This window comes from Mesorhizobium sp. P3_A2 (assembly GCF_056403115.1).
Genome location: NZ_JBFUGC010000008.1, coordinates 100,465 through 121,264, shown reverse-complemented (window position 1 = coordinate 121,264; position 20,800 = coordinate 100,465). Strand labels below are relative to the sequence as shown.

At 61.9% G+C, this 20,800-nt stretch carries 21 protein-coding genes, 1 tRNA gene and 1 pseudogene; 11 read left to right on the top strand and 12 right to left on the bottom strand.

Annotation, left to right across the window (positions count from 1 at the left end; all coding sequences use genetic code 11):
- Positions 1–3: 3 nt before the first annotated feature.
- Both AC1DXM_RS19345 and recQ read left to right on the top strand, forming a co-directional pair.
- Entirely contained in the window at positions 4–342 is a 339-nt protein-coding gene (locus tag AC1DXM_RS19345) for a cupin domain-containing protein (RefSeq protein WP_477235244.1), read from the top strand.
- A gap of 260 nt (positions 343–602) precedes the next feature.
- The gene (gene recQ, locus AC1DXM_RS19340; protein WP_477235621.1) at positions 603–2,441 is read left to right on the top strand and encodes a DNA helicase RecQ; all 1,839 of its coding nucleotides are present in this window, start codon (positions 603–605) and stop codon (positions 2,439–2,441) included.
- 119 nt (positions 2,442–2,560) lie between these two features.
- Here the strand turns inward: recQ and AC1DXM_RS19335 are convergent, their stop codons facing one another.
- Together AC1DXM_RS19335 and AC1DXM_RS19330 are read right to left on the bottom strand one after the other, a co-directional pair.
- Entirely contained in the window at positions 2,561–3,331 is a 771-nt protein-coding gene (locus tag AC1DXM_RS19335; protein ID WP_477235242.1) for an SDR family oxidoreductase, read from the bottom strand.
- Between the two features lie 222 nt (positions 3,332–3,553).
- Positions 3,554–3,688, bottom strand: a pseudogene (locus AC1DXM_RS19330) (peroxiredoxin); the annotation flags it as partial.
- A gap of 233 nt (positions 3,689–3,921) precedes the next feature.
- Here AC1DXM_RS19330 and AC1DXM_RS19325 point away from each other — a divergent pair.
- Positions 3,922–4,968 carry an alpha/beta fold hydrolase gene (locus AC1DXM_RS19325; protein ID WP_477235240.1) on the top strand — a complete coding sequence of 349 codons (1,047 nt, stop codon included), beginning with the start codon at positions 3,922–3,924 and terminating at the stop codon, positions 4,966–4,968.
- Between the two features lie 292 nt (positions 4,969–5,260).
- On the top strand, positions 5,261–5,899 hold the full coding sequence (locus AC1DXM_RS19320) for a glycoside hydrolase family 25 protein (RefSeq protein ID WP_477235238.1): 639 nt from the start codon (positions 5,261–5,263) through the stop codon (positions 5,897–5,899).
- A 29-nt stretch (positions 5,900–5,928) separates the two neighbouring features.
- Here the strand turns inward: AC1DXM_RS19320 and AC1DXM_RS19315 are convergent, their stop codons facing one another.
- Positions 5,929–6,870, bottom strand: a complete 942-nt coding sequence (locus AC1DXM_RS19315; protein WP_477235236.1) for an AraC family transcriptional regulator — start codon at positions 6,868–6,870, stop codon at positions 5,929–5,931.
- A gap of 127 nt (positions 6,871–6,997) precedes the next feature.
- Between AC1DXM_RS19315 and AC1DXM_RS19310 the strand changes: the two genes are divergently transcribed.
- Positions 6,998–7,891 (top strand): SDR family oxidoreductase, encoded by an 894-nt coding sequence (locus AC1DXM_RS19310; protein WP_477235234.1) that lies wholly within the window; start codon positions 6,998–7,000, stop codon positions 7,889–7,891.
- A gap of 6 nt (positions 7,892–7,897) precedes the next feature.
- On the opposite strand, the gene AC1DXM_RS19305 is transcribed toward AC1DXM_RS19310, so the two are convergent.
- A complete protein-coding gene (locus AC1DXM_RS19305) occupies positions 7,898–8,272 on the bottom strand; it encodes a hypothetical protein (protein ID WP_477235232.1) in 375 nt (124 codons plus the stop codon).
- A gap of 85 nt (positions 8,273–8,357) precedes the next feature.
- On the bottom strand, positions 8,358–8,645 hold the full coding sequence (locus AC1DXM_RS19300; protein WP_477235230.1) for an Atu4866 domain-containing protein: 288 nt from the start codon (positions 8,643–8,645) through the stop codon (positions 8,358–8,360).
- A gap of 112 nt (positions 8,646–8,757) precedes the next feature.
- On the opposite strand from AC1DXM_RS19300, the gene AC1DXM_RS19295 reads away from it, so the two are divergent.
- Positions 8,758–9,651: a LysR family transcriptional regulator gene (locus AC1DXM_RS19295; protein ID WP_477235229.1), complete on the top strand. Its 894-nt coding sequence runs from the start codon at positions 8,758–8,760 to the stop codon at positions 9,649–9,651.
- Between the two features lie 44 nt (positions 9,652–9,695).
- Here the strand turns inward: AC1DXM_RS19295 and AC1DXM_RS19290 are convergent, their stop codons facing one another.
- Positions 9,696–10,742: a class I SAM-dependent methyltransferase gene (locus tag AC1DXM_RS19290; RefSeq protein ID WP_477235227.1), complete on the bottom strand. Its 1,047-nt coding sequence runs from the start codon at positions 10,740–10,742 to the stop codon at positions 9,696–9,698.
- A 269-nt stretch (positions 10,743–11,011) separates the two neighbouring features.
- Between AC1DXM_RS19290 and AC1DXM_RS19285 the strand changes: the two genes are divergently transcribed.
- On the top strand, positions 11,012–12,991 hold the full coding sequence (locus tag AC1DXM_RS19285; protein WP_477235225.1) for a putative bifunctional diguanylate cyclase/phosphodiesterase: 1,980 nt from the start codon (positions 11,012–11,014) through the stop codon (positions 12,989–12,991).
- A gap of 192 nt (positions 12,992–13,183) precedes the next feature.
- On the opposite strand, the gene AC1DXM_RS19280 is transcribed toward AC1DXM_RS19285, so the two are convergent.
- From AC1DXM_RS19280 to AC1DXM_RS19260, 5 genes are all read right to left on the bottom strand, one after another.
- Positions 13,184–13,387 (bottom strand): hypothetical protein, encoded by a 204-nt coding sequence (locus AC1DXM_RS19280; RefSeq protein ID WP_112559831.1) that lies wholly within the window; start codon positions 13,385–13,387, stop codon positions 13,184–13,186.
- Positions 13,388–14,541: 1,154 nt separating this feature from the next.
- Complete coding sequence (locus tag AC1DXM_RS19275) at positions 14,542–14,847, bottom strand: hypothetical protein (protein WP_477235223.1); 306 nt, start codon at positions 14,845–14,847, stop codon at positions 14,542–14,544.
- A gap of 98 nt (positions 14,848–14,945) precedes the next feature.
- Positions 14,946–15,194, bottom strand: coding sequence for a hypothetical protein (locus AC1DXM_RS19270; RefSeq protein WP_477235221.1), 249 nt, complete (start codon positions 15,192–15,194; stop codon positions 14,946–14,948).
- A gap of 104 nt (positions 15,195–15,298) precedes the next feature.
- Complete coding sequence (locus AC1DXM_RS19265) at positions 15,299–16,009, bottom strand: pentapeptide repeat-containing protein (RefSeq protein ID WP_477235219.1); 711 nt, start codon at positions 16,007–16,009, stop codon at positions 15,299–15,301.
- Positions 16,010–16,297: 288 nt separating this feature from the next.
- Positions 16,298–16,387 (bottom strand) — tRNA-Ser (locus tag AC1DXM_RS19260).
- 347 nt (positions 16,388–16,734) lie between these two features.
- Between AC1DXM_RS19260 and AC1DXM_RS19255 the strand changes: the two genes are divergently transcribed.
- The 3 genes from AC1DXM_RS19255 (at position 16,735) to AC1DXM_RS19245 (ending at position 18,539) form a co-directional block, all read left to right on the top strand.
- A complete protein-coding gene (locus AC1DXM_RS19255) occupies positions 16,735–17,448 on the top strand; it encodes a 50S ribosomal protein L21 (RefSeq protein WP_142869831.1) in 714 nt (237 codons plus the stop codon).
- Between the two features lie 100 nt (positions 17,449–17,548).
- Entirely contained in the window at positions 17,549–17,818 is a 270-nt protein-coding gene (gene rpmA / locus AC1DXM_RS19250; protein WP_015315190.1) for a 50S ribosomal protein L27, read from the top strand.
- Between the two features lie 133 nt (positions 17,819–17,951).
- The gene (locus AC1DXM_RS19245; protein WP_477235216.1) at positions 17,952–18,539 is read left to right on the top strand and encodes a GNAT family N-acetyltransferase; all 588 of its coding nucleotides are present in this window, start codon (positions 17,952–17,954) and stop codon (positions 18,537–18,539) included.
- A 195-nt stretch (positions 18,540–18,734) separates the two neighbouring features.
- On the opposite strand, the gene AC1DXM_RS19240 is transcribed toward AC1DXM_RS19245, so the two are convergent.
- Entirely contained in the window at positions 18,735–19,598 is an 864-nt protein-coding gene (locus AC1DXM_RS19240; protein WP_477235214.1) for an endonuclease/exonuclease/phosphatase family protein, read from the bottom strand.
- A gap of 170 nt (positions 19,599–19,768) precedes the next feature.
- Here AC1DXM_RS19240 and obgE point away from each other — a divergent pair, with 170 nt between their 5' ends.
- Positions 19,769–20,800, top strand: coding sequence for a GTPase ObgE (gene obgE, locus AC1DXM_RS19235; protein ID WP_477235212.1), 1,032 nt, complete (start codon positions 19,769–19,771; stop codon positions 20,798–20,800).

The window sequence follows — 20,800 nt, the reverse complement described above, 5'->3', positions numbered from 1 at the left end:
ACAATGACCGAAGCCAAGATTTTCGCCCATCCCGGCGAGAGCGCCTGGACGCCGACACCGGACGGAAACAGGCGGCGCGTTCTCCTGCATACGGACGAACTGATGATGGTCGAATTCGGCTTCGACAAGGGTGGCGTCGGCGCGCTGCATTCGCACTCGCATGTCCAGGCCAGCTATGTCGCCGAAGGCCGCTTCGAGGTGACCATCGACGGCCGGACTGAAACAATCGAGACCGGCGGCAGCTTCATCGTGCCGTCCAACCTGGTGCACGGGGTCAAGGCGCTGGAGGCCGGGCGGCTGGTCGACAGTTTTACCCCGCACCGGGCTGATTTCCTGACCTGAGCCTTCTCGCCTGCTCCAGAAACGGAAAACCCGCGCCTCCTGGAGGCGCGGGCCTGTTGCCTGTGCGCTCTTAGCGCAGCGGTACTCGAAACATCGCCGCAGGGTTTGGACGGTGCCGCAACTTGGTGAAGATAGGTTTAACGGTGCCAGCCCGGTCAATCATCGGTGGGATGTTGCTGCTGCTTGTTGTGGTCGGACGGGGGCTGCGCTAATCGTTGCCCCATGCCGCTGCTTCGGGCGGCCGATCGAAAACATCCGTGATGCAGATATCGACGACGAGCGTTTCGGCGCACGATCCCAAACGGCGCGTCCTCAAGGACGTGTTCGGCTTCGACGATTTTCGCCCCGGCCAAGCGTCGGTGATGGAGGCGCTGCTTGCCGGCCGTCATGTGCTGGCGGTCATGCCGACGGGTGCCGGCAAGTCGCTCTGCTACCAGGTCCCGGCGCTGGTCAAGGGCGGGCTGACCATTGTCGTGTCACCGCTGGTAGCGCTGATGCAGGACCAGGTCGCGGCACTCCGCCTTGCCGGCGTTGCCGCCGATACGATCAATTCCTCGATCGATCGTGACGCCAATGTCGCGGCGTGGCGCCGCGTCGCGTCGGGGCAGACGCGTCTGCTCTACCTCGCCCCGGAACGGCTGATGACCGAGCGCATGCTCGATGCGTTGGCCAGGCTCGATGTCAGCCTGATCGCCATCGACGAGGCGCATTGCATCTCGCAATGGGGTCCGGCGTTTCGGCGCGAATATGAAGATCTGTCGCAGCTGCGTGGCATCTTTCCCGATGTGCCGATCATCGCGGTGACGGCGACGGCGGACGAGACGACGCGGGCAGACATCGAGACGCGGCTGTTTGGCGGGCGTGTGGAAACGCAGGTGCTTGGCTTCGACCGGCCCAACATCAAGCTTGCCATCGAGCCCAAGCAGGACAGCAAGCGGCAATTGCTCCATTTCATCGAGCGACATCAGGGCAAGAGCGGCATCGTCTACTGCCTGTCGCGCAAGAAGACCGAAGAGATGGCGGCCTTCCTCGAAAAGAACGGCGTCACCGCGCTTGCCTATCACGCCGGGATGAGCAAGGAAGCGCGTGACGCCAACCAGAACGCTTTCATGACGCTGTCGGGCGTCGTCATGGTTGCGACCATCGCCTTCGGCATGGGTATCGACAAGCCTGACGTCGCCTATGTCTTCCACACCGATCTGCCGGGCAGCCTGGAGGCCTATTACCAGGAAATCGGCCGCGCCGGCCGCGACGGGCGAGCAGCGGAAGCGCATATGCTGTACGGCCTCGGCGATATCCGCATGCGCCGCATGTTCATCGACGACGAGGACGCCGCCGTCGAGCACAAGCGCCGCTCGCATGGCCGGCTCGACACGCTGATCGGCTATTGCGAGACGGCCGAGTGCCGCCGCCAGGTGCTGCTCGGCTATTTCGGCGAAGAGGCTTCGCCTTGCGGCAATTGCGACAATTGCCTGGAGCAGGCGCCGCGCGCCGACGGCACGGCCGAGGCGCGCCTTATCCTGGCGGCGGTCGCGCAGAGCGGCGAGCGCTTCGGCGCCGGCCATGTCATCGACATCCTGCTTGGCCATGAAACCGAAAAGGTCGCCTCCAGAGGTCATCACCGGCTCGCCGCCTTCAGCAGCGGCGCCGCGCACAAGAAGGACTTTTGGCTGTCGCTGATCCGCCAATTGGTCGCGAATGGTTTCCTGATGCCGGATCCGGGCGGTCATGGCGGCCTAGCCATCGCCGAAAAAGGCCATGCGCTCGGCCGTGGCGAGGTGCCGTTCCAGTACCGCGTCGAGACGCGCACGCGCGCCGCGCGTCGCGCAGCTCGTGCCGGCCAGACTCCCCAGGGCGAAAATGTCGATGCGTCGCTGCTCGTCGCGCTCAAGACGCTGCGGTTGCGGCTGGCCAAGGAGCGTCAGGTTCCGGCCTATGTGGTGTTCTCCGACCGCACGCTGATCGACATGGCGGAGCGCCGCCCGCACGACCTTGATGCCTTCGCCGAAGTGAACGGCGTCGGCGCGGCCAAGCTCAAGGAGTTCGGCAAGGCGTTCCTGAGCGCCATTGCCGCGCATCAGTCGGGTGGGGCGGTCTAGAGCGGTTCACCGTTTCACGGAAACAGCCAACCGCTCTATGTCTTTGTTTTACGCAATTCCGGACGGAAAACCCGCTCACACTTTTCCTGGAATTGCTTTAAGGACCTGCCGTGCGATCGTCACATCTGCACGGACATACCGCCATCGACAGTCAAGACATGTCCGTTGACGAAGGAGGCCGCATCGCTGGCGAGGTAGAGTGCAGCGCCGGTGATTTCATCCGGCCGTCCCCAGCGCTGCAGCGGAACCCGCTGGCGGGCGAAGGCAACCATATCGGGATTTTCCGCCAGTGCGGCATTGGTCTCGGTGGCGAACATCCCTGGCGCGATGGCATTGCTCGTCACCCCATATGCGCCGTACTCGACAGCCATGCTGCGCATCAGCCCGGTCAGTCCCTGCTTGGCGGCGGGATAGATGGCATCGCCGAGCCGCGCCATCTCACCGACGATCGAGGTCACCGCGATCAGGCGGCCATGGCCTTGGGCTTTCATAATCTCTGCCGCATCGCGCGATAGTGAGATCGCCGACAATAGATCCGTCCTGATCAGATCGAGGATAGCGTCGTCGTTGAAGGCGGCCAGCGGCCTCCGGTCGCGGGCGCCGACATTGTTGACGAGGATATCGAGGCGGCCACGGGCCTTGGCTAGATCGGCGATCGCGGTGCGACCTGCCTGAATGTCCGCTATGTCGAAGATCGCCGCTTGCGCGCTGCCGCCGCCTTTGACAATGGCGGCGACAGCGGCGTCGAGCGTCGCGGCGGTGCGCCCGGTCACGACGACATGGGCTCCGGCTTCGGCAAAGGCACGCGCGATCTCGAAGCCGAGCCCGCGCCCGCCTCCGGTGATCAGCGCCACGCGCCCTGCCAGGGAAAATCTGTCGAAAATGCTCAAGCGGGCCTCGTCGCGCCTGGGAACGGCAGTGCCGACCCCATGCGGCAATCGACGGCTTAGCCTACTGTTCAATCGAGGCCGGCGAAAATACAACTTAATGCGCAGACGACCATGGCAGGCCTGCAATCGCGATGCATTTGTCAGAGGCGAAAGGCTGAGACGCTTTTGCCGGACCAAAGCTTTGATCGGGTATCAGTCCGGCCGCTCAGTAATGCAGATCGCCGGATTGGTGCCGGCGCCGGTACCGGGCGGTGAAAGCCTGATGTCGAGATGGCTGTCCGAGCTGCGGGAGGCGCCGTCGCGGCCGCCCGTGGTGTGGGTCTTGCCGGTGTAGAGGACTTTTTCGATCGTGGTCATGGGGATAATTTCCTTAGGGGAGGATAGCGTTGCGCCGCAATGGGCCGGAGGCCAGCGACATCAGCATAAGAGGTACGCGACGTATCCCGAATGTGTGCCGATCGGCCGGAAATGTATCTCAGTGTCCGGGTGCCGGCTTGCTACATCCGCTTTCAATTTGAACGGATGGGGACACATGGGAGATACACCCGGGCCATCCTTTCCAGCCGGTATCAAATCAGTAGGAGAAACCCATGACCGACGAAATCAACCACGACCGCCGCTGCTTCTTTGGTGCGGCGGCCCTGACCCTCGCCGCCGCAGGCCTGGCCGGCGCGACCAGCGCGCTGACCGGCACGGCAAAGGCGGCGGCCCTGCCTACGGTCAAGCCGGGCACCAACACGTCTTTCGCGGCGCTGAAGCAGGTCAAGGCCGGCGTTCTCGACATCGGCTATGCCGAGGCCGGTCAGGCGGACGGTCCGCCGGTCATTCTGCTGCATGGCTGGCCTTACGATATCTATGCCTTTGTCGATGTCGCGCCGCTGCTGGCGTCGGCGGGTTACCGGGTGATCGTGCCCTATCTTCGCGGCTACGGCACGACGCGCTTCCTGTCCGCCGACACGATGCGAAACGGCCAGCAAACGGTGGTCGCCCAGGACATCGTCGCGCTGATGGATGCGCTCAATATTCCGAAGGCGATCCTTGCCGGTTTCGACTGGGGCGCGCGCTGCGCCTGCATCATCTCGGCGCTGTGGCCGGAACGCGCAAAGGCGCTGGTCTCGGTGAGCGGCTATCTCGTCAGCAACATAAAGACGGGCAAGGTGCCGCTGCCGCCAAGTGCCGAGCATGACTGGTGGTATCAGTTCTATTTCGCCACCGAGCGCGGCGCGGCCGGCTACGACAAATACCGGCACGATTTCGCGAAGTTGATATGGCAGACGGCGTCGCCGAAATGGAACTTTGACGACGCCACGTTCGACCGCAGCGCCGCGGCCTTCGATAATCCTGACCATGTCGCCATCGTCATTCACAATTACCGCTGGCGCGGCGGACTGGCGGCGGGCGATCCGCAATATGACGAGCTGGAAAACCGGCTTGCCGACGGCCCTGTCATCAGTGTGCCGACCATCACGCTCGAGGGCGATGCCAATGGCGCGCCGCATCTCAACCCGACGGCCTATCGCAACAAGTTTTCGGGCAAATATGCGCATCGGACCATCGAGGGCGGCATCGGCCACAATCTACCCCAGGAAGCGCCGCAGGCTTTCGCCCAGGCGGTGATCGACGTCGATGGATATTGATCCTGTCGCGGGAAACGAAACGGGCGGCCAGTGGCCGCCTGTTGTGGAAGGACGCAAAGCCCGACGCTGTCAACGAGCCGATCGCCAGCTTCCTGCAAAGCAGGACTGTGTGAAGGGGTTCACAGAGGCGAACTTAGATAGGGCTAATATGCCCTAACTTAGCGAAGACGAGGCAGCCGGTTTCTCCATTCCGCATCTGTCCTCGCCGAGCTTCGGGGGACTCTACAACTTGCATGAAACGAACGGGGCGCGCCGAATTTTTCGGCGCCCGCCTGGCTGTGGGAGCAGGGGCATGCCGACGCGTGAGGGGATCGACGTTTCGCATTATCAGAACGAGGCCGGTGGCAGCGGCGCCAGCGCCATCAAGTGGACGCGGGTCGCAAACGCCGGGGTCAAGTTCACCTTCGTCAAGATATCCGACAAGACCGGCAAGGACGCATTCGCGGTGCGCAATGTTGCCGATGCCAAGGCGGCGGGATTGCTGGTGGGGGGATATCACTTCCTGCGCAACACCGCTTCGGGCGCCGACCAGGCGCATGCCTTCCTCAACACGGTGTCGTTCGGCAGCGGCGACCTCATTCCCTCGCTCGACATCGAACTCATTCCGGCAACACCGGCGGCAAGGGCCGCCTATGTCCAGAAGGCGAAGGATTGGGTGGCGGCGGTGCGGTCTGCCCATAATGGCCGCTGGCCGTTCATCTATACCCGCGCCAACATCTGGCAGGCGCTGGGCAACCCGAGCGGCTTCGGCAACTGCCCGCTCTGGCTCGCCCGCTACGGCTCAAATCCACCGCCGATACCGTCGGGCTTCACCAATTATGCCATCTGGCAATTCAGCCAGTCGGGCAGCGTCGACGGGATCACCGGCAAGGTCGACGAGAACCATCTGGCGATGACCTTCGCCGAGTTTCGCTCGCGCTACAGCCTGTAAGCAAGGTGATCCGGCATCGGATCGCCTGCTCAGGCGGCTTCGCGTTCGCCCTGCGCCGGCGAGTCCGTTTCCAGGCGCCGGCTGTACTGGCGCGGCGAACAGCCCATGACGCGCTTGAACGCCGTGCTGAAGGCGCTTTCGGATTCATAGCCAAGCGCCAGCGCAATGACCGACACCGGATCGCCGGAATGCATCAACCGGTCGCCGGCGAGCATCATGCGCCAGCGCGTCAGATAATCCAGGGGTGAGGCCCCGACCGTCTGCTTGAACTTCAGCGCAAAGGTCGATCGCGACATGCCGGCGCGCTCGGCCAGCGTCTGCAATGTCCAGCCATGCGCCGGGTCTTCGTGCATGGCGGCGATCGCGGCGCCGATCTGCCTGTCGGTCAGCGCGAACAGCCAGCCGACACTGTCACGAGCCCCCATATGCAGGCGCAAGGCCTCGATCAGAATCATATGGGCGAGATGCTCGACGATGAGAAAGCCGCCGGGACGCCGCTGGCGCAATTCCTGCATCATCCGCTCCACCGGCCAACGCAGCGCCGAATGGTCGCTGTCCCCACGGATATGGACGATGGGCGGCAGCATCCGCAGCAGAATGCCGGCATGGTCGCCGGACAGCGCGAAGCGGCTGCTGACCAGCAGGAAATCGCCGCCGCCATTGTGGGTGGTGATGCCGCCGGTGCGCGTCGGGGAAAAGATCGTTCGGGCGTCGACCGTCGGCAGGCCGAGATCGCTGGCAAGGCGGAAAGGCCGGCCGCGCGGCAGCAGGAAACAGTCGCCGGCGTCAAGGCGCACCGCGTCAGCGACGCCTTCGACCGACAGCCAGCATTGGCCGGAAACCACGGCGCCGCATTTGATGGCGGCCTGCTGGTCGGGAAACTGGATCGCCCAGTCGCCACCGGCCTCCAGCCCGGCCGAGAGATAATTGCGCGGCTTCAGCAGCGACAGCACGTCTGACAGCGGATCCATGAGCATTCCCGGACGATTGCGAAGATATTTCGGATTCTACAGCATAGATCGTATGATCTCAACCTTCTATCTCCTTCGGCAACAGGGCTGCCCCAAGCGGCTCGGCAAAAACCAAGGAGAAATCATCATGCGTGTGTTCGTTACCGGCGCCAGCGGTTTTGTCGGTTCGGCCGTTGTGCGGGAATTGCTCGGGGCGGGCCATCAGGTGCTTGGCCTCGCGCGCTCGGAAGCAGGTGCGAAGTCGATCATCGCCGCAGGGGCCGAGGCGCATCACGGCGATATCGAGGATCTGGACAGCCTGCGCAGCGGTGCCGAGCAATCGGATGGTGTCATCCATACGGGCTTTAACCACGACTTTTCGAAATTCGCCGCCAGTTGCGCAGCCGACCAGCGCGCCATCGAAACGCTCGGCGCGGTGCTGGAAGGTTCGGAGCGACCGCTGCTTGTCACCTCTGGCCTCGCCGGCTTTGCACAGGGAAGGGCAGCGACCGAGGACGACAAACCTGCGCCGCCATCGGCCGCGATGCCGCGCGCTTCCGAAGCGACGGCCATGGCGCTGGCCGCACGCGGCGTGCGCGCCTCGACCGTGCGGCTGGCGCCGACCGTCCATGGCGACGGCGACCATGGCTTCGTGCCAATGCTGATTGCCATTGCGCGTGAAAAGGGTGTGTCGGCCTATATCGGCGATGGGATGAGCCGCTGGGCGGCGGTGCATCGGCTCGACGCCGCGACTTTGTACAGGCTGGCGCTGGAGAAGGGGACGGGCGGCACCAGCTATCACGCCGTTGCCGAACAGGGCGTGGCGACCAGGGAGATCGCCGAGATCATCGGCCGCCGCCTCAACCTGCCGGTCGTTTCCAAAAGCCCCGAGGAGGCGGCCGGACATTTCGGCTTCCTCGGCCATTTCATCGGCAGGGACCTGTCGGCTTCAGCTGAGCAGACCCGCAACACGCTTGGATGGTTGCCGACCGGGCCGGGGCTTATCGCCGATCTCGACCGTGCCCGCTATTTCGAGAGCTGAATGGGGTCACGGCCAATTGCGTTGCATGGCATTGACCGACAGCCAGGCGATCAGTGGCAGGGCCAGCAGAAGGGCCATCCGCAATCCCGCTGATCGCGCTCCGTCCACGTCGCCTCGCTGGAGCCGCAGCCAGGCCTGCACGGCTGCGGCAAGGACGAACACGGCGTAAAGGCCGACCAGAGTCCAGACGAGTTGCTCGCCCGTCACCGGAATGCCGGCCCGATGCAGCGCGTCGCCGATGGCCGCTCCCGGTATCGCGATGAAGAAGGCGACCGTGATGCCGAACAGGAAGCCGATCATCGCGCCGGGAAACGATGCTGCCGACAGCGCGACAAGCACCGCCAGCAGGATCAGCAGGATGATGAATGCGCGCTGCGACACTGTCGGGAAACTCCGCCCACCGACGATTGAGTACCAGCAAAGGCTTAGAAATCCGTTCCAGCCGATCGGCCTGGCGGGCGGCTCGTCATTTGTCCCGGTACAAGATCATGCCGGCGTGGTGCAGCACGTCGTCGACGAAGTCTCCGTCGGCGGTGAAGCCGGTGTCGTCCCAATAGTCGATGTGGTTGCCGGTCACGACATAGCGCCCGAGATAGGCGCGCTCGCGCTTTCCCCTTGCCTCGACATAGCGGCCGCTCGGCAGGAGTTCGTGGCGGATGTGGCGATCGGCCGTGACCCACATGCCGACGTAAGGATGGGTCTGGCCGACGCCGCTGGAGGCATCGGTGCTGAGAAAGACTTTGTCGAGAGACATGGCAACTTTCCTTTGATGTTCGGGCTGCGAGGTGGTTGCCAAGGAGATAGCGCAGAGGCATTGTTGCGATAAGGCGCCCAGTTCGATACGCCGTGGAAAGCTGAGCTAACCAATGTCGCCCGATATCAATGCGCTGGTGGTCTTTGCGCTTGTGGCCGAGGAGCGGAATTTTCGTGCTGCAGCCGACCGGATGGGCGTCAGCCGCTCGGCCGTCAGCCAGACCATCAAACGGCTGGAGGAGAGCCTCGGCATTGCCCTAATGCAACGCACCACGCGCAGCGTCAGCCTGACCGAGGCGGGCGAAAGGCTTTTTGCCGAGGTCGGACCGGCCATTGCCGACATGCGCGCCGCCCTCGATGTGACACAGGCCTTGCGCGACCGTCCGCGCGGACAATTGCGACTGGCCGTATCGTCGATTGCCGAACGCTTCCTGTCGGGGCCGTTTCTTGGCGGGTTTGCCGAAGCCAATCCCGAGATCCAGCTCGATATCACGGTGACCGACGAAGAGTTCGACATCGTCGTCGAAGGCTACGATGCCGGGGTTCGGCTGGGCGAGGTCATCGCGCAGGACATGATCGCGGTGCCGGTTGCCGGCGACGAGCGGCAAATTGCCGTCTGCTCGCCCGGCTATCGCGATCGCTTCGGCGTGCCTTCGCATCCCGCCGACCTTGCCCGCTATCGCTGCATCGGCTGGCGTCCGGCGCCCAAGGCCGCGCCCTATCGCTGGGAGTTCGCAGAGAACGGCAAGGAGGTCCGGGTCGACGTCGCGCCGGAGATCACAACGAATGACATGGCGTTGATGGTCAAGTTGGCGGTGGCCGGGGCTGGCATCAGCTTCGGCATGGAAGAGAGTTTTCGCCCCGCAGTGGAACGGGGCGAACTGTTTCCGGTGCTCGAGGATTATTGCCCGCGCTTTGCCGGCTTCTACCTCTATTACCCAAGCCGCAGGAACGCCGCGCCGAAACTGCGCGCGCTGATCGATCATCTGAAGCGCTGGCAACGATGATGCCGAAAATGGGCGACTCGCGCGATTTCCTGCACTGTGGCCAGTTAGAGGTCGCCTTTCCTGACTTTGCCGTAAACGATATTTCGGTTCGAGCCATAATATACTTGCGCTTCGAAAGAGCTCCCGCCGAGGGCGGCATTGATGATGTCCCGCATATCGTCAGCCGACCGTAAGATGAGTGGCCAATCCATGAAGGTCTCCATGTAACCATCCGTCGTGATCTCGTCGCTGAAATTGGCAAACAGGAATTCGCCACCAGGCTTGACGAGTTCCATGGCTCTTTGCAGCAGGCGGACGCCGATGGCACGCGGCAGGTAATCGTAAAGCCCCGATGCGTAGACGAGATCGAATGCGCCAAGAGCGTAGGCGCGGCGAAGAATGCCGCGTACAGAGCCCTGGAGTGCCTCGACTGCCGTGCCGGCAAAGTCGTGATTCACTGTGGCAACGCTGACAGGGTCCTGGTCCAGGCCGACCCAGCGTTGCAGTTTGCCCTTGGCCAATGCGTCGGAGCGTTCGGCTTCCCGCAGGTGGCCGCAGGCAATCGCCAGCACCTCCGCCTTTTCCGTCCTCCTGGCCGTCTCGTCCACCGTCCTGGTCAGAATATCCCGCCGCTCGCGCCCGGCCACCGAACTGGCAGCTTCACTGGTGTACGCGTAAATTTGCCGACCAAGCAAGGTCGACGAAGCCACGGTCTCGTCGGCAGTGGGATGCTTGTAGTAAATGTCCAGCAGGCCTGCATCGCCTGAATACCCGCGCGGCTTTTCGACCGACCAACGTGTGAACGGGTCCTGGATCAAGTATTCCGCGACACGATGCTGCTGAGCCATGGGGACGAGTTTCTGCCAGACCGCGGGAGCAACCTGGCGGCGGAGCTTATGGAGTCTGCCCGCCAGGCGATGGACGGTGAGGGCGGCCGGTTTGTGCCGCGCGAAGGCTTGATGAGCAAGATCCAGTATCAAGGCGAGCTGGGCCGTGCTGTTCCTCAACTCGTCGGCGTCAGCCGTCTCTTCCGAGGTCGCGGCATGTTTTTTCATCAGTCTGGTGGTGACGAGGCTGTATTCGTCTAGCTGCAATTTTGGGTCGATAGGCATGCCGTTTACCCTCAGGTTTAGCCCCCCGGCCCAACGGCAAACAGCATAGGTGCGTCGCCGCATGATGCGAACTATTTTAATAAAATTTTAATAAAACTTTAGCCAATTGGGCGGTCATCCACCCTCCTTAACTGGCTAAATCCGGACCGCCTGTTTACCGTCGGTTAGCGACATCCGACGTTTCCTGCGGACAGTGGCGCCTTCATTCTCCGATGGCAGGCAACCTCGGCTATTGCATTCGCTACTGCAGATCGCAGAGGAGCGTTGCAATGCAACTGAGCGAGGACGTTGCCCAGAAGGTGGCCGTGGCGATTGCACGCCCGCGGTGGCATTCGGCCGATCCGGAACTCCTGGCGCTGTTCCTGCAGAAAGATGCCGATGAAAATCGCAGGCTCGTGCGATGGGGTATTGCGGCTGCTGTAGTCAGCTATGTGGCCTACGGCCTCTTCGATTGGTTTCTTTTTCCGGATATCGCCGATCGGCTTGTTTTGACCCGCGTTGTGCTAGGGCTCACTTCCCTGGCGCTTGTCGAATTTGTCGCCCGACGGGGCTTCGCCCTTGCCACCTTGCACCTTGTAGCGGCGCTGGCGATTGTATCCGGTGCCCTTGGATGGCTCGTCTCCGCTCTTGGAACAGAGCATCAGGATGCCCTCTCCCATTTCATGGTTTTTGGCACCGTGTTTATCCTCGGTGCGAATTTGTTCTTCAACTTCCGGTTTTGGCTTTCGGCCATTGCCTCCGCGACAGTCGCCGCAAGCTTTGTGTGCGCCGCGCTCTTCTTCCTCCAGGGCGACATCGTGGGCCGGGTCGTGCTGTCGGCCTATTTCGTGAATTGTCTGGTGTTGTCGCTGTATCTTTCCTGGCGACTTAGCCTGGAGCGGTACCAGACTTTCCTGCACGCACTTCGGGCACAGTTCCAGGAGCAGGCTGCGATAAGGAAGGGGCAGAAGCTAACCGAGATCGCGGACACGGATCCGCTCACGGGGATGAAAAACCGGAGAGCGATCATTCGAGAGTTCTCGGAGCTGCGCGAAGACTGGGTCGCGGACGACGACGAGATAGGCCTCATTCTGATCGACGTCGACTACTTCAAAAGGTTCAATGACGGACTTGGTCATCAAGCCGGCGACGATTGTCTGATCAAACTCGCCCAGGTCCTTTCCGAAATAGCGGCTTCGAACAACGCCGTCGCGGCACGCTATGGCGGAGAAGAATTCGTCATTCTCTGCAAGGTCACCGGACGGGCTCACCTTCACGAAATAACGCAGCAATTTTGTCGCGCTGTGGAGGACTTGGACATCTACCACCCTGATCGGGGTGACAAGCTCAACATTGTCACGATCAGTGCCGGAGCCTCGTTGACGCGCGCCGATCAGAGCATAGAACTTCGAATCCTGCTGCAGGAAGCTGACCGCGCGCTCTACGCGTCCAAGTTTGCGGGTCGGGCTACGTTCACAATTTACGACCCGCACGCCACCGGCCGGGATCGCTCCGGCGAAAATCTCTCGGAACTGCTGAAGCTGGCAGTTTCCAATCAGCTCGTTTCTGTCGCCTACCAGCCAATTTGCGACCTGGCGTCTGGACGAGTGCTGGGCCACGAGACGCTGATGCGGGTATGTGACTTCGACGGTACCATGATCAGTCCGTCCGTATTCATACCCGTTGCCGAGCAAACTGGCGCGATAGTGGAACTGGGTACGTGGCTGGTCGATCGAGCCTGCGGTGACATGGCCGAATACGGATTGGGCTCGGTCGTGACCGTGAACGTATCTGTTTTTCAGCTCAAGGTTCCTAACTTTTCACTCCGGATCACCGAAATCCTTGGTCGGCACGGCCTCGCGCCACAGAAACTGGCCATCGAAATTACCGAAGGCAGTGACATCTTTCTGGAGGCGCAAGCGGTAAGAAACGTGGAGCGGCTGCGAAAATTGGGCGTTCAAATCTGGCTGGACGACTTCGGAACGGGATTTGCTGGCCTTACATGGCTCCGCCGTTTCAAATTCGACGTGGTCAAGATCGACCGCAGCTTCCTCCACGATTGCCAGACGTCTCATGGCCTTAGCCTGTTGAGGGACATGGTCGGACTGCTTCGCAATCTCGGCCATGTCGTGCTCGCCGAGGGCGTTGAAACGGAAGAGCAGTACATATTGCTGCAGCGCCTGGGGGTAGATTTGATGCAGGGCTTCCTCACCGGGCATCCGGTCCCGATCGAAGAGGTAAACCAAATCAGGCAAGGCCTCGTCGCCTAGCAAGCGCCGATCGGGCGCTGGCTGCTACGCAACAAGGCGTCACTGCCGCCCGGTCATTTCGGGCCATAGCTCGACAAGTAGGAAGGGCTTTCCCGCGGTATGGCGTTGCAGTGCATGGCGCCCACAGGCGGGCACACCGGGATGCGCGGAGGGCTTCGCGGGCGTAGGAGCCCCGCCGGCCGCCTGGCGGGCCTATTGCGCCCTCTGTCTCTTGGCTTGTGCGGCAATAGCGCAGAGGAAAGCCAGTGCGGCAGCGTCGCATGCCGTCCGCGACGGTCCTTTGGCGAAGAGCACGGCGTCCGCAATTGGGATCGTAAGGCCGTACTTTTGGGCGAAAGAGGTGATTTCGTACGGCTGATCGTCAGACGGATGGCGGATGTCGAATTCGAAATCCATGTGTCTAGTTCCTCCCAGTTCGTGACCCTTCCACTCCTTGGCCTGATGCAAAAATTAAACTACCGACGCATCGCGCGAGTCCAGCAATTGGAAATTGAGTAAAACGATACACTTTCCGGTCGCGCCAACATTGGCAGACAGCGGTCGGCATAAATGCGCGCTGGCGAGGCTACCGGCGGCCCAGCGGTCAAGGGCGGGGGGCTTGGGGTTTGACCACCGGGCCTAACCGGCAATGGGTGCCGGCTGGCAAGAGATCATACGCCGATATAACGTGTTGTAGAATGGGCTCCTTCCGTTCTGCACGCAAGCCGGTTCCCCCGACGGGAGAGCTTTACGATTTCGGCAAGGTAGCGGGGGAAATCCTGCTATAATCCCGCATGGCCGTCCGAATAGTGGCTGTCTTGGCGCTTCTTTTCGCCTTCGCCTACGGATTCGCAAAACTGGTGGAACGTTATGGCGGAGTTGGCGATCGGCCTCCTGCGTGTGAGCAATTGTCTGATTGCCCCGACCCGAACGCGCCGCCTCCTGAACCTGGGCTTAAGCCTTACTGAAGCCTGACGTCTGCTGCCCTGAGTGACAGACCGTGCTTCTCGGCAAAATCCGCCGTGTCGTACGGGTATTTGAGGCAGGATCGGTAGAACTTTGGGGCTTGCTCATTGGGACTTCTTTCTTGGAGGGAGACCTAAGCCGGTCCGCTGAACCTCGGCGAAAGAGCGAGCGTAGAATTCACTCTCAAAACTGCTGATACTTGCTTTGCCGTTTCGCACGACGAGGACAAACCACTCGCCGTGGCAATCGGTGATCTCAACGGAATCAGGACCTGGGTCCGGGGCAACTTCAACCATGGCTTTCTATCCCTGGCGGGGCGAAAGCACCTGAGTTGGCTCCCAAGCGTCCACATGCCGGTGGAAGCGGACGACGAGCGACCTTACACCCTCAACAGCATGATCGCAGCATCATTTGTTATGCGGGAGTCCAAGGCACGGGGACCGTCCTCATCTGTTCGGCCGATGTGCCGGGCAAAGGAAGGCGTTAAATTGCACATGTGATCCTCCCCGGGTCACACCGCCGAACAGCCCTTCAGCTAGTCCCTAAGTGGGCTGTTCCAAGAGCCCCACCGGCTGATTCCGGTGGGGCATCTTGCTATCCAGGCCTCAGCCAGGCGGCGCGTCAATATTTGATTTTTCTCGATCCCATAGGGCCAATCCCATCCGACACACGTCTCGCGACGTCCTGACCAAATGATGGATCGCACTCGGCTCATGCGTCGCGTATGCCGTGAAGAATTCCATCGACTGTGCGACCTGATAAATCTCGCGGAGGTTCTGGGACATCAGCTCGTCATTATCGTCGAACGGATTCAACATGACATGTTCCATTCGCTCCACGGCGTCCGGGAACCTCGCGACGTAGGCTTTTAGGAATTCCTCGATCTGTTCGTCGCGGAAATGCTTGCCCATGGTCTCCTCACGAAAAGGCGCCAGCGAAACAGCATATGGGCGCCCATGCCGGCCATCAGGAGGCAAGCGGCTGCTCCGAGCGGGACGAGGTTCAATCGTCAACCAAGGACGTTAGCGCGAAAGTGATCCACGATCTGAGCCGTCCTCACTGCGATCGCCCGAGTCGTCTGATCGTCGCTCAACGCCATGGCCTCAGACGGCTGAGCCGCGAGATCAAACACCTGCTCCAAAAACTCGCGCGACGTGCCAGACTTTTTCAGCATGATGAGAAGCGCCTGAAGGATCTGTTGCGCTCCTGTTGCCAGCGCCCAAGCATTTGCGAGTATCTCGTGCTCACGTTCGGTCATCGCCGCCGCCTCCCAAATTGATGCGCTAAAGCACGATGGGCAAGCTTCGCCCCCGCAAGGGCGCGCTTGGCGATTTCAGCCCCGGCAGCGACAGGGCGCCGAGCCTATGGCTCGCTACAGGGCCAATCTTCAGGCTTCGTCAAGCCAGAAGGCAACTTGGTCCGGGCGTCTCCGCAAGCCATGTTGAGCTGCCACTGGGATAGACCCGCCGAATTGGAAAGATCGAGGCCCTCGATACGGGTCAGAAAGAAAAAAGCGCGGTCAAAGTCTATCGGCGCGGTGAACGTCGCTCCTCGGAAGTCCGCCCGCGCGAGATTGGCAAACGAAAAGCGGCTGCCGCTGATATCGGCGTCATGGAACTGCGCTCGCCCCAATTCCGCCTTTGTGAAATCAACATTGGTCAGATTGGCGTCCTCGAAATTCGAACGCTGCACTTCCGCGCCCGTAAACACAGCGCCCTGCGCGTCCATATGGCTGAAGTCGGTCCTGTAGGCCTCGATTTTGTCGAACCGGGCGCCTTTGGCGGTCGAGTCGGCCAGGGAAGCACGCACAAGCGTTGCCTTCTCAAAATTTGCCGCAAGGAGGTTGCTGTTCCTGAGGTCGGTCGAAGTGAAATCAACACCGATCAGGTTCGCCCCGCTCAGGTCCTCTCCTTTTAGGATGAGAAGCTTTTTGTCACAGTCCTGCCAATTGACGCCAGGCGTCGCGGCTGCGTCGCAATTTTGAGCGACAGCGGCGTTCTGCCAAGCAAATACAATGCAAACCGCTAGAACCAAGCCGGATGTGCCGTAGGCTCTGGTTCGTCTCAAAGTCATTGTGCTGGACCTCTGCTACTCGCCGACAATCAACCTTACCACATCTGCTGACACTCGAAAGCGATGGCATTTTGCCCGCTAATCCCGCTAGTCCCCACCGCCAAATGAAAAGCCCGCAACCGTTGAGGCAGCGGGCTAAAATGGTGGGCGTCGGACCTATTGAATGCAAGTGTCATTTCCAGTCCTCCTTCGGGTTGCAGTCAATTGGGAACTGCATTGGGAAGGAGGCATGTGGCGTCGAAAACTATCCTACAAAATCAATCTGTTAGGAGAGAAATCTGGCGGAGCTGGCGGAGAGGGAGGGATTCGAACCCCCGATGGGCTTGCACCCATGCCGCATTTCGAGTGCGGTGCATTCGACCACTCTGCCACCTCTCCGCGGTCATGGTCGGCCGTTGCCGGCGCGGCGCACTAGATAACGGCTGGACGGGCAGGTTACAAGGCCAAATCCGCGGGGAAATTCAGCTTCCTGTGCGGGCCTTGCCTGATCAGGCATTGGCGGCGTCGACAGGCGGCGTCAGCCCGCGTTCTGGAGCAAGGACCGGAGCAGCAGGGAATCGGGCCGTTTGCCTTGACTTCAGCCAAACCTTCGGTTAGGGGAAGCGCGCAATCGGCGTGGGGGGTTCTTCCGCGCCGCTTGTTTTTTGAACCCGCAGACTGACAAAAAGACGGCCGAACCGCCAGAGGCGGTTCATCAAGGCCGACCGAACAGCGAAAGGCAAAAAATGTTCGCAGTCATTAAAACGGGCGGTAAGCAGTATCGCGTTGCCGCCAACGATCTCCTGAAGATCGAAAAGCTCGAAGCCAATGTCGGCGATATCGTCGAAATCGGCAGCGTTCTCGCGCATGGCGAGGGCGAAAATGTCACCTTCGGCGCACCGTTCGTCGATGGCGCTCTGGTCACGGCGGAAGTCGTCGAGCAGGGCAAGAACCGCACTGTCATCGCTTTCAAGAAGCGCCGCCGGCAGAATTCGCGCCGCAAGATCGGCCATCGCCAGCTTCTGACCACGGTCAGGATCGCCGAGATCCTGCTGGGTGGCGCCAAGCCTTCCAAGAAGGCCGCAGCCAAGGTCGAAGCCAAGGCGCCGGAAGCCAAGGCAGAGGTCGCACCCGAGGCGAAGGCCGAGGCCGCGCCGAAGGAAGCCAAGGCCAAGAAGGAAGCCAAGGCAGAGGCTGCCCCGAAGGCAGAGGCCAAGGCCGAGACCGCCGTCGCTGCGCCGCTGTTCAAGGCGCCGAAGGGCGAGCCGGACGACCTGACCGTGATCAAGGGCATCGGCCCGGTCGCCGCCAAGGATCTGGCCGAGCAGGGCATCATCACCTTCGCGCAGCTGGCCAAGCTGACCGACAAAGATGTCGCCAAGATCGACGAGCACATGCCCTTCAGCGCCGACCAGATCAAGGACTGGCGCGAGCAGGCCAAGGAACTGGCGAAGAAGTAATTTTTCCGGCGACAAGATCGCCGGATCGGACTTGAAACGGAACGCGAACGCGTTCATAAGACCATTCAAGCGCCTCTCGAGGCGCATCGGAGTTAGTTAGATGGCACACAAGAAAGCTGGCGGCTCGTCGCGCAACGGTCGCGACTCGCATTCCAAGCGCCTGGGCGTGAAGAAGTTCGGCGGCGAAGCCGTCATCCCGGGCAACATCATCATCCGTCAACGCGGCACCACCTGGCATCCCGGCGTCAATGTCGGCATGGGCACGGACCACACCCTTTTTGCGCTCGAGACCGGCGCAGTCACCTTCAACAAAAAAGCCAACGGCCGAACCTACGTATCGGTCAATCCGATTACCAAAGCCGCGGAGTAGCCGGTTCCGCACTACAAAACCGGCGCCCATCTCGGGAACCGGTGTCTGGCCAACCAGTGAATGGATCAGCCAGGAAAAGGATCAGGGGAGATGGGTTTTCCATCTCCCCTTTTTTCTTGCCTGGAGGACTAAAATGGTTGCCGAAGCGGAAGACACCGAAGACGAAAGTTACGCGATAGACTGCCCGGTCCTGGCCACCGAGCGGCTGGTGATGCGGGCGCCCTGCGAAGCCGATATCGCGCAACTGATCGAGCTTGCCGACAACCGTCACGTCGCCGAAATGCTGGCCCGCATGCCGCACCCCTATGGCGAGGCCGAGGCGCGCGCCTTCCTGGCCATGACAAGATCACGCCGGGCCGGTATTGCCTATGCCCTGACGCTGGCCGGTACCGACACCTTCGTCGGCTGCGCCGGCCTCAACATGACCGACCGCGGGCTGGAACTCGGCTACTGGATCGGCGAGCCCTACTGGAAGCGCGGCTATGCGACGGAGGCAGCGCACGCGTTGGTCGACCTCGCCTTCCAGCGGACGTCGACGCAGGTGCTGCAGGCCTCGACCCGGGTGATCAATCCGGCCTCGCGCCGGGTCATCCACAAGTGCGGCTTCCAGTATGCTGGCCAGGGCATGCTGAACTCGATCGTCGCCGGTCAGGTGCCGGTCGAGCGGTACAGGCTGGATCGCAAGACGTGGATAAGTCTGCGAAACTGGGTCCACTTCTAGGTGTATTGATATTCAGGTGAGGCCGGTCTGCGAATGGCGGCTTCCTGTGCTTCCGGTGCTCACGTACTTAAGTACGCTCCGCTCCGGTTCTCGGAAGCCACCATTCTCGACTCGGCCTGACCTGAATCTCAACACACCTAGGCGTGTGGCTCCAAACGACAGGTTTGGAAACGTCGGTTGTGGATCGGGCTTAGCTCAGCCCATTTCGACCCAGACCGGAAGGTGGTCCGACCCGACGGCTTTCTGGTCGACCCACAAGCGCTTCAACGATCCGGCGAGCGAGGCCGAGGTGAAGATGTAGTCGATCCGCTTGTGGCGGCTTGTGTCTTGCGGCCGGTTGGGATCGACCCAGGTGACGATGTCCGGCGCGTTGAGGCGCTGGGCGACATCGACGGCGAGATCGGCGGTCAGCGGCATGCCGAACTCATGGTCCGGGCGGCCGACGAGTTCGACATACTCCGAGGAGCCGGGCAGCATGTTGAAGTCGCCCATGACGATGAAGGCTTCGGGATAGGGCAGGTCCGGCAGGCCGATCTCGGGGATGCCGGAGAGACCGCCGCCTTCGAGAGCATAGTTCAACAGGCGCTGGCGCAGAAAACGGATCTGGCTGGCGCGTTCAACAGGACTGCGATGGTCGAGATGGGTGGAATAGAAGCGGACGAAGCCGAGCGGGGTCTCGATCAGCGCCTCGAGCGCGCCGCGCTGGAAGTTCATCGCCTCCAGGCTGCGGCTGCGTGGCAAAAGCAGATTGCGCGACAGTTGGATGGGTGTCTTCGACAGCACCATGTTGCCGAGCTGGAAGGTGGTGGTGATGGCGCGGCCGGCTTCCAGAAGCGAGCCGACATTGACCTCGAAATTGCTGCCATAGGCGGCAAAATACTCGGGCAGCGCCTCGCCGATCTCGGCCACCATGTCACGGTTGCCGTTCCGCGGGTTGTTGCGGGTCACTTCCTGCAGCGCGATGACGTCGGCGCCGCGCACCGCATCGGTGATGCGGTCGAGATCGTAGCGGCCATCGAGACCGATGCCGTACTGGATGTTATAGGTGACAACCTTCATTCCCGCGCCCCCCACGCTCCGTCCCGCGCACACTGCTACCGCGTCCCCGGCAAAAGGGCATCCGGCGCTTTAGTCGCAAATCGGCCTCGCCCTTCGGTCCGCCTTGGTTTAGAGCAAGGCGCAAGGTTAGAGCAAAGCCGCAAGGCCAACGGCAGAAACTGCGTAGTCCAATGAAATTTCTCGATCAAGCCAAGGTCTATATCCGCTCCGGCGACGGCGGCGCCGGTTCGGTGTCGTTCCGGCGCGAAAAATTCATCGAGTTCGGTGGCCCGGATGGCGGCGACGGCGGCCGCGGCGGCGATGTCTGGCTGGAGGCCGTCAACGGGCTGAACACGCTGATCGACTATCGCTACCAACAGCATTTCAAGGCCAAGACCGGCGTCCACGGCATGGGCCGCAACATGACCGGCGCCAAGGGCGCCGACGTGACGCTGAAAGTGCCGGCCGGAACCCAGGTGTTTGCCGAGGACAATGAGACGCTGATCTGCGACCTGACCGTGGTCGGCCAGCGCTTCCTGCTCGCCAAGGGCGGCAATGGCGGTTTCGGCAACCAGCATTTCAAGACCTCGACCAACCAGGCGCCGCGCCGCGCCAATCCCGGCCTGCCCGGCGAAGAGATGAATATCTGGCTGCGGCTGAAGCTGATTGCCGATGCCGGGCTGGTCGGCTTGCCCAATGCCGGCAAGTCGACATTCCTGGCTGCGGTGACCGCGGCCAAGCCGAAAATCGCCGACTATCCTTTCACCACGCTGCATCCCGGCCTCGGCGTCGCCCGCATCGACGCGCGCGAGTTCGTCATCGCCGACATCCCGGGCCTGATCGAAGGCGCGCATGAGGGCGTCGGCATCGGCGACCGTTTCCTGGGCCATGTCGAGCGCACGCGGGTTTTGCTGCATCTGGTCTCGGCGCAGGAGGAAAACCCGGGCAAGGCCTACAAGACCGTGCGCGCCGAGCTCGAGGCTTACGGAAACGGTTTGACTGACAAGGTCGAGATCGTCGCGCTCAGCCAGGTCGATATCCTCGACGCCGATGCGCGCAAGAAGAAGGCGGCGTCGCTGAAGCGCGCCGCCGGCCGCGCGCCGATGCTTCTGTCGGCCGTCACCGGCGAAGGCGTCGAGGCGGTGCTGCGCGCGCTGATGGCGGTGGTAGGCGAAGCGCGCGACAGGGCCGCAGCTCCCGTCGAGACCCGCTGGAATTCATAA